This is a genomic window from Marinifilum sp. RC60d5, assembly GCF_052400665.1.
In the GTDB taxonomy this organism is placed as follows: Bacteria; Bacteroidota; Bacteroidia; order Bacteroidales; family Marinifilaceae; genus JBQTGK01.
This window is the reverse complement of sequence record NZ_JBQTGK010000005.1, coordinates 196,189-203,979: the sequence shown is the minus strand read 5'-3', so window position 1 is coordinate 203,979 and position 7,791 is coordinate 196,189. Positions and strand designations below refer to the sequence as shown.

The following is a 7,791-nucleotide window of genomic DNA, read 5'->3' as shown; positions in this document are numbered from 1 at the left end:
CCCACCTGGCAAACTGATTGCCTTTATCCCAGGCATAATCCCAAGCATTGCCTATGGCTTTAAATATGCCCCAGGTTTTGCCATCTTCGTCTATCATCATCATGGGGTTATTTCCCATGGCCATGTAAGGACTTGCTGCCTGTAATGCAGGATCAATAGCAAACCAACGGCCCACTTCGGGGTCGTAATAACGCGCATGGTGATCGTACCAGTTAATGCCTAAACTGTCAATGAACTCTTTTCCCGTATAAAGATAGTTATAATTTGTTTTGGTACTTAATCCTGCTATTATTCCTCCATAAGGGTAATATGCAGTCTCTTGTATTACGTTCTCTTCTTCGTCAACTACCACTCTTGTATGTCCCAAGTGGTCTTTCAGGGTGTAATAGTAAGTGCCATAGTCACTCTTCTTGGTTTTGGTGGCTGTATTTGGCTCATAATAACCTTCCTCGGTAAAAACTTTATCTAACTGTCCGTTTACAAAGAGAAATTCGCCCTGATAATCAATTCGTTTTATTTCGTTGTTGTCTTCATCTAAGAAACTTCTTCTTAGTAGTGTGCCATCGGCAAGGTTCTACTAGAACTTCTGCACTTTACTATGCTTTATCTTTCTGCAAGCCACAAGAAAGGATTCTTGCGGCAGCGAGGGGCTAACACCAGCAAAAGCATCACCAATTCCATAGGTGAAAGCACCAGAAACAGCTCCTACTCCAACAGATCCAACAAATTGTCCCCAGTTCCAATTATCAAAGCCTTGTTCGCTAAAAGCCACATTTGCAGTATAACTTGCGGCTCCAATTATAGCTCCAATAATAATAGCCGCAGTAAATGGGTCTTCTCCATTTGGATCGGTAAAAGTCATCGGATTATTTCCCATACCCATATACGGACTTGGGGAAACAAGTTGAGGATCTACTGCCCACCATCTGCCAACTTCGGGGTCGAAATAACGGGCATGGTGATCGTACTCCCGATGCTCGGGACTCCGTTACACTGCGCAAGCAGGCCAAAATTATCAAGGAACTCTTTCCGGATTTAAAATTCTTTTATTCCATAAGCTCTGGTTCTAAATCAGGGCTAGCATATTTTGAGTGGCTGGGTACAAAAAATACATTAGTTTTATTTCACACCAATAAATGGTATGGTAAATTTGTAAAACACCCATATGCTGAGAAAGATATATAGTATAACACTTAAGGTTCCATATATAGATAATTTCATGCTTTCTTTTTCATATTTCTCTATAATGTGGGCATATTTGTCCTTATGATAAAAATACAAGAAATGTATTGTTAGTATTAGTATGGCAAAAGAGATAGATACATACTTATCAGAAAAAGCTGACACATCATTACTTCTTATCACAAAGTCAATTAATGTGAAGCTATTAAACAAAAATAACCAGCACATTACCATGATAGTTGCAAAAGTAGGAGATTCGTCAAATGCTGAAAGTATTTGATAAATCTTAAAAAAGATATAATTGTATATTCTCATTCGTTTTTATTTAGTTTCCAGGATAAGCGCCTTGCCACTTCCATATATCCATTTCAAAATTCATTTTGTTGTAAAACATTATAACTTCAGGTTTAGCTAGAAACTCATCTATTTTTTCATTTATAAATCCCATTGTAGAATAAGTCATTAAAGATAATCCAATCATTGGGTGAATTGAGCCTAATACATTTTCCATAGTTGCAATATCATACTGGTCAGAACTTATTGTTTTGTTACTGTAATCACTATAAAGAGATGCTTGGTTTATAAAAAACAAAACAGATGTACCTTTGGCCTTCAGGTTTTTAATTTTTGGTGTACTAGCGATCTCTCGAGCTCTTAGTGATCTGAAATTTCCATTAGCTTTGCGTAAATTTTGTATTCCATTAGATGTTCTATATGTTGTAGGTACAAATAGTTGTTTGCTTAAAGGTTCTAGTGTTGATGGTGCGAAAGATAATAGATCTTTAGAAGAAAGACTACGATCAGACGAATAGGTGTTATTGTTGTCAAGATGTGAAATTGAAGTATAAGGAATACTCATAATCTGATTGTTTAATTGCTGGCTATAATTGGCATTCATTTGTTGCTGACCAAAATATTCTCCCCTTGCATCATTTATAGCATTCACTGCATTTTGCGAAGCGGCCTCGTACTGGCTTTCGTTGCTAAATAAAGGGTGTCCATTAATATCTCCAACTGGTTGTGTTTGCCCACTAGAACTTATTCCATAACCAATATTTGCCGAGGGTATCCCCACTTGGTCTGCCCATTGAGCAAATTGATTGGCTTTGTCCCATGCCCAATCCCAAGCTTGTCCAATGGCTTTAAAAACGCCCCAGGTTCTGCCATCTTCGTCTATCATCATCATGGGGTTATTTCCCATGGCCATGTAAGGACTTGCTGCCTGTAATGCAGGATCAATAGCAAACCAACGGCCCACTTCGGGGTCGTAATAACGCGCATGGTGATCGTACCAGTTAATGCCTAAACTGTCAATGAACTCTTTTCCCGTATAAAGATAGTTATAATTTGTTTTGGTACTTAATCCTGCTATTATTCCTCCATAAGGATAGTAGGCAGTTTAGTTCGTGTAGTAATTTTTATAATAAGGCACTCATGAACTCCGCAAGCTCCGTTACTTATATTACATTCTCTTCTTCGTCAACTACCACTCTTGTATGTCCCAAGTGGTCTTTCAGGGTGTAATAGTAAGTGCCATAGTCACTCTTCTTGGTTTTGGTGGCTGTATTTGGCTCATAATAACCTTCCTCGGTAAAAACTTTATCTAACTGTCCGTTTACAAAGAGAAATTCGCCCTGATAATCAATTCGTTTTATTTCATTGTTGTCTTCATCGAAAAAACTACCGCGCAGTAGTGTTCCATCGGCTAGGTATTGATTTACTATTTTTTACCATTAGTCAATTTGATACATTACCACTATTGATAGCTTAATACAAAAACCGTATCAATTCCAATTCTCTTTAATCTCACTTCATATTTTCCATAAATTTTTGAAATAGAATCTCCGCTTTCAATATAATTAAAGAGTCCACTTCTATCACGTACTAATAGAACATCTTGCATGCCAAATTCGTTTCTTAAAATAATAGTAGGATGATTATGATTCTTTCTATCATAAAACTTCTCTTGAACTTCTCCGTAAAATTTTTCATACTTTAATGATTCATAGGCACTTTTAGTAATCTCATCAGAAGAAGGTTCAAAATAATTTACTACAACTATTACAATCAAAATTATAATCACTGATAATACTTTATAAAAATTCTTTTTTCTCATATTCTAATTTTAAAACCCTGGAATTTTTGGAATCAATAATCCAATCCATGGAATAATTGGAAATACATAAGTTTTTGATTTATAATCAGAGTATCCGACATCCATCCCATTACTAACACTAAGCGTATGAGACCTATAAGTTGGAGCAATTGGCTTAAAGCCATCTTTATAATAAGCATTACTTGCTAAAGAATATCCAAGAAATGCAGCACCAAAATCAACCTGAAATCCATCTCCAGCTAAATCCCCCAATGTAATATTCCTACCATTTAAGCTTTTATAGTATGTCGCATCAAATGAAGCTGATAATGCTACACCTCTTCCTTTCATTAATGTAAGGTAAATGCCCCTAGTTGTTGAACCCGTAAATTTACCAACACTAAATCCAAAACCTCCGTTTGAAGGTCCTTTAAATGGAGTACTAAACCCTACAGTAAATCCTAGGCTAAATGCACCATTACCATGATTCGCCAAACTAATCCCACTAAAAGCCTCCTCAGCATAAGCCTTGGCCCTTTTATTACTGGCACGTTTTTCATTCCATTCACCCTCAACCTGGTGCATATAATGATTCAACAAAGAAACCGTAGCACCTACTCCTGCACCTCGCCAAAAATCACCTCCTGAAAGTTCTGCGCCCACACCACCTGATAATGCTCCGAAAGATGTTCCGCCCCACATTGAGTTTGTAAACTTGGTGTCCAATGACTGAAAACCGCTACTAGCGATAGAACTTATGGCACCACTTGCAAAGCCATTAAAGAAATTATCGCCTTGCACTGCTCCTAAACCGCCTTGTGCTACACCATGCATACCTGCCCGTAATGCTTCTGTTCCAAAACCACTCATGCCATTTAAAGCGTTTCCAATACCTGCCGTAGCTATATCAGCTAACTTGAAGCATTACCATTGCATAAAAACAACACGTTTGATGCATTACCCCACCAATATTATCTATATTTAAATAAATAACTTCCATTAAAATAATTTAAATGAAAAAAATAGATACTTTCTTGTTTTATTTAGCAATATTATTCTTTTTTTTAAAACAATTTTTAATACCATATGCTGGGATACTTTTTACCATTTCTCTATTATTACTAACACTTTTTTATATTACAGCTCAATGGCACTTATTTAAATCTCTCAAAACAATATACACGTTCTCTACGGACATAATATTATCTTTATCAACCCTAATTGTACTATTTTATTTAAATCATTGGCTAAGCTCTATATTACCTATAGTTATTATGTTGATTTTATCTTTAGCTTTGTTATCAATTCTAATGTTAAAACAAAAAACTATATACAAATATCATTCATACAGAATAACAGTTAGCTCTTTTATAATTTGTTGCGTCTTATTTTACGAATTACTTCTGAAATAATCTTGGAATAATTTAATTATCCGAAGAATGGCTAAGTATAATAATTTAAACAACATACGAACAACAAGCATTCCTAAAAATCCTCCTATCAGATATAATATTTTATTCATTTGGTATTGAATCTAATCCTTTTCCAACGGTAAAACTAATCAGGATCGATGGAAAACCAACGGCCTATTTCGGGGTCGTAGTACCTAGCCAAACTGCTATCTGTTCGGTATTTTTAAAATACCTGTTAATTGTGTAGTGAATCCCAATTGGTTGTATAGGTAGTTACCCGTTATATAAGCGATTCGTTTTTCTTTTTCGAACAAATAAGGTTTTAATAATTCCTGTTCATCTGGTTTCAATTCTCCAAAAAGAGATTTTTTCGGTTTGTAGAATGTCCCTTTCGAAACTTTCTTTATCAATCCTCTTTTCTGAAGACGCTCCAATACTTTAGCCGCAGTAACATATTGATCCTTTTCGATATCAAGCTATTCATATCGAAATATTTCTCCTACAGAGAATCTCGCAATTTGTTTTTTTATTTTTTCAGATGCAGCAGTTAATCGATCTCTCCACAGGAAACCTTTTAGTCTTATTCCAAACCTTAACAAATAGAATAACACCCTACTGTACAACACACAACTAATTAATCCTATGTGTCTTATCATTTATTTGACTTCTTTGCTTTTAAATTAAGTTTAATATTTTATACATTTAAATAGATTTTTAACATTACATACATCAAACAAATGAAAGAACATAAAAAACTCCAGAAATTACTGGAGTTAATGGTTTTCCTTTCAAGTGGTATAAAGTATGGCCTGGATGAAATATCAGACCGCTTTGAAATGTCGGAACGAACTGCTCGAAGGTATATCCAAACATTTAGAGATGCTGGTTTTATCATTCCTAAACCAGAAAACGGTAGGTACCATATCGACAAAAGCTCTCCTTATTTTAAAGAAATTAGTGAACTCTTGCATTTCTCGAAAGAAGAGGCTGTCATTCTTCAGAAGGCAATTCATTCGGTTAGCGACGAAAATCTTCTGAAACGCAATTTAGTTAAAAAACTTTATGCTCTTTACGATTTTGACAGAGTTGCCGATACGCTTGTGAAAGAAAAACACTCTGTAAATATTCACCAGTTAATGCAGGCCATTAAATACAAGAACAAAGTAATTCTGTGCGATTATTTATCGGCCAATAGCAAACAACAAAAAGATCGTATTGTTGAACCCTTTGATTTCACTAACAACTACATAGCCACGTGGGCCTACGACATTGAAGCCGGATGCTGCAAAACTTTTAAAAATACACGCATTGCCTCTGTTCAAATTTTACCTGAACCTTGGGAACACAAAAAAGAACACAAAAGTTTGCCAATGGATGTTTTCAGAATTAGTTCGGAAGAAAAAATCGATATAAAACTACAACTTTCAATTCGTGCAACAGAATTACTTCAAGAAGAATATCCCCTATCGGAACAATACATTAGCCAAATAAATAGTGAGCAATTTGTGTTCGAGGCTCCTGTTTCAAACTTTAAAGGTGTAGGTCGCTTTATTATGGGTTTATCCGACGAAATTGAAATTATATATCCTCAATCCTTACAAGAATTTATAAAAAATAAAGCAGAAAAAATTCTAGCTGTCACTAGTTGACAGTTTTGAAATGGAACTTAGTAAATATAAAAAGTTAATAATTAAAAATAAATTAACCTTCAAGGTTTTAAAAACCTTGAAGGTTTAGAAAAAAAGGAACACACCCTATCTAGTAATTATTAGGTATGAAGTTTTTAATAAAAACAAATAAAAAAGAACTAAACATATGAGGATACATATAAAAACAACTGCATCAAAACAAACCATAGAATTTAATCATTTGCATTTGCTCACTGGAACCATTCATAAATGGTTTGGCAAAAATGAATTTCATGATTCTATATCTCTCTATTCATTCTCTAACTTAACAGGAGGTAAAGCAACAAAAAATGGATTAGACTTTCCTAATGGAGCCAGTTTCTTTATCAGCTGTTGGAATAACGAACAAGCTAAGCTGCTAATAACAGGAATCCAAAACAATCCTGAACTATTTTTTGGTTTGAAAGTCACTGAAATTGTATTACAGGAAAATCCTGATCTAGCAACAAAATCAAATTTTCAAGTAGGAAGTCCCATTTATATTCAGCGTAATCTAGAAAATGGCAGAAAAAGATTCTACTATTTCGATGATAAAGAATCTCCAGATCTTCTTGCTGAAACACTTACTTCAAAAATGATAAGTGCAGGTTTAGCCAAAGATGAAAGCTTAAAAATCACTTTCGATCAAAACTATTGCAAAAAAAGTACTAAAAAAATCAATTATAAACGAGGCAATCAAATCACACAAATTCGTGCCAATTGGTGTCCAGTAATTATCGAAGGCAAACCCGAGACAAAAATTTTTGCTTGGAATGTTGGTCTGGGAAATTCAACAGGAATTGGTTTTGGAGCTATAAAATAATAGGATTATGGAAAAGATATTCGTAGTAAAATATACAGGTCCTTTTGGTTTTATAAAACCATGGACAGCCGTTCGCGATAGCGAGACCTACAGTCAACAGTTTTTAACACCTTCAATTGTTGCCGGAATTGAACGGAAACTATTTCCAGGACTTCTTAAAAATGATGATGGAGAAATAAAAAAAATTGTTGGTCACCGATTAAGCTATAAACAAATATCACAACAACAGGAACAAATTCAACCGCGAGGTTGGAACAAAAAAAGTAGTGGAGAAGAAAAAGGATTTCACCGTCCATATGCCATATTAGTTAGAGGAGTCCTCATTGAACCTGTTCTTTGGCTCGCATTTAAAACCATGAAAGATGCCCTAAGTGCATCAAAAGAACACATTTGTCTGTGTAGAAATGAAGATATTCTTTATCCTGACAGTGAAATAATTGAAGTTACTAAAAATGAATTCGATACAGATGAAGACCTGTTTTCAGGATTCGAACTGATATTTGAAAGAACCGACGAATCATTTTTGGTAGGTTATCATCGCCTGAAAAAAAATGAAGCCATGTATGGATATTTGAAGGTAGTTGGAACTCCTGTAAGGACAAATTATTAAAA

The 7,791-nt window shown here is 34.8% G+C and carries 8 protein-coding genes and 2 pseudogenes; 4 read left to right on the top strand and 6 right to left on the bottom strand.

From position 1 onward, the window contains the following. Both ACT3CE_RS13635 and ACT3CE_RS13630 read right to left on the bottom strand, forming a co-directional pair. The coding region (locus ACT3CE_RS13635; RefSeq protein WP_444710319.1) for an RHS repeat domain-containing protein at positions 1–367 on the bottom strand (367 nt) is incomplete at its 3' end. Between the two features lie 210 nt (positions 368–577). Continuing rightward, positions 578–961: pseudogene (locus ACT3CE_RS13630) on the bottom strand (RHS repeat-associated core domain-containing protein); the annotation flags it as partial. A 342-nt stretch (positions 962–1,303) separates the two neighbouring features. Between ACT3CE_RS13630 and ACT3CE_RS13625 the strand changes: the two are divergent. Then, positions 1,304–1,462 carry a hypothetical protein gene (locus ACT3CE_RS13625; RefSeq protein ID WP_444710318.1) on the top strand — a complete coding sequence of 53 codons (159 nt, stop codon included), beginning with the start codon at positions 1,304–1,306 and terminating at the stop codon, positions 1,460–1,462. 45 nt (positions 1,463–1,507) lie between these two features. Here ACT3CE_RS13625 and ACT3CE_RS13620 read toward each other — a convergent pair. From ACT3CE_RS13620 to ACT3CE_RS13605, 4 genes and pseudogenes are all read right to left on the bottom strand, one after another. Beyond that, a pseudogene (locus tag ACT3CE_RS13620) lies at positions 1,508–2,563 on the bottom strand (RHS repeat domain-containing protein); the annotation flags it as partial. Between the two features lie 375 nt (positions 2,564–2,938). After that, entirely contained in the window at positions 2,939–3,298 is a 360-nt protein-coding gene (locus ACT3CE_RS13615) for a hypothetical protein (RefSeq protein ID WP_444710317.1), read from the bottom strand. A gap of 9 nt (positions 3,299–3,307) precedes the next feature. Then, on the bottom strand, positions 3,308–4,147 hold the full coding sequence (locus tag ACT3CE_RS13610) for a hypothetical protein (RefSeq protein ID WP_444710316.1): 840 nt from the start codon (positions 4,145–4,147) through the stop codon (positions 3,308–3,310). 748 nt (positions 4,148–4,895) lie between these two features. Beyond that, the gene (locus ACT3CE_RS13605; protein ID WP_444710315.1) at positions 4,896–5,123 is read right to left on the bottom strand and encodes a hypothetical protein; all 228 of its coding nucleotides are present in this window, start codon (positions 5,121–5,123) and stop codon (positions 4,896–4,898) included. A 303-nt stretch (positions 5,124–5,426) separates the two neighbouring features. Between ACT3CE_RS13605 and ACT3CE_RS13600 the strand changes: the two genes are divergently transcribed. The 3 genes from ACT3CE_RS13600 to ACT3CE_RS13590 all read left to right on the top strand — a co-directional run bounded on the left by ACT3CE_RS13600 (position 5,427) and on the right by ACT3CE_RS13590 (position 7,789). Next, entirely contained in the window at positions 5,427–6,338 is a 912-nt protein-coding gene (locus ACT3CE_RS13600) for a helix-turn-helix transcriptional regulator (RefSeq protein WP_444710314.1), read from the top strand. A gap of 166 nt (positions 6,339–6,504) precedes the next feature. Beyond that, positions 6,505–7,179, top strand: coding sequence for a CRISPR-associated endoribonuclease Cas6 (cas6, locus tag ACT3CE_RS13595; protein WP_444710313.1), 675 nt, complete (start codon positions 6,505–6,507; stop codon positions 7,177–7,179). A gap of 7 nt (positions 7,180–7,186) precedes the next feature. Next, complete coding sequence (locus ACT3CE_RS13590) at positions 7,187–7,789, top strand: hypothetical protein (RefSeq protein ID WP_444710312.1); 603 nt, start codon at positions 7,187–7,189, stop codon at positions 7,787–7,789. Positions 7,790–7,791: the final 2 nt, after the last annotated feature.